The sequence below is a fragment of the Vibrio sp. 1249-1 genome, from assembly GCF_033340495.1.
Map to the genome: position 1 here is coordinate 1 of NZ_JAWOWJ010000658.1, position 652 is coordinate 652.

Below are 652 nucleotides of genomic sequence, written 5' to 3' on the forward strand. Positions count from 1 at the left end.
CATTCCTAAGCAAGCGAGTGATCTATGGTTGCTTTCGACGGGGACTGGCATTGGCCCGTTTCTATCTTTGCTGGATGACATTAACCTGCTTCCTCACAATGATCGTATCGTGCTGGTGCATGGTGTTCGCTATGAAAAAGATTTGGTCTACAAATACCTGATTGAGCATCTTCAATTCCGATATGAAGGACGCTTAAAGTACGTGCCAATCGTGAGTCGTGAATCGTCACTCGGAAAACTGCAAGGTCGAATCCCAGAATTGATTGCTTCTGGTGAGCTTGCCAATAAAGTGGATGTGCCTTTCTCTCCGCAAAGCAGCTTTGTGATGTTGTGTGGTAACCCAGAGATGATTAAAGATACCTTGCCGGTACTGCAAGGGTTAGGGTTAGAAAAGTATCGAACTCGAACAGGCGGTCACGTTATCTATGAGCGTTATTGGTAAGTATCCACCCATCGCTGAAACCGAGATCACTAAGTTATATCGGTGTAAATTAAAAATCACTTTTGAGACATGATACGAATTTATAGACTTATCAATTGAGCACATATACAACAATGCCTAGACTGCGTTCACTGTTGTTGTAGGTGGTTATATGTACTCTTCAATTGCGAGCAAAATGCAGCGGCTTATAGGCGGTTTCGTTGATCTGTT

General features: G+C 43.3%; 1 pseudogene. It reads left to right on the forward strand.

Annotation, left to right across the window (positions count from 1 at the left end):
* Window positions 1-442: pseudogene (locus R7Z50_RS28190) on the forward strand (ferredoxin--NADP reductase); the annotation flags it as partial.
* Window positions 443-652 lie beyond the last annotated feature (210 nt).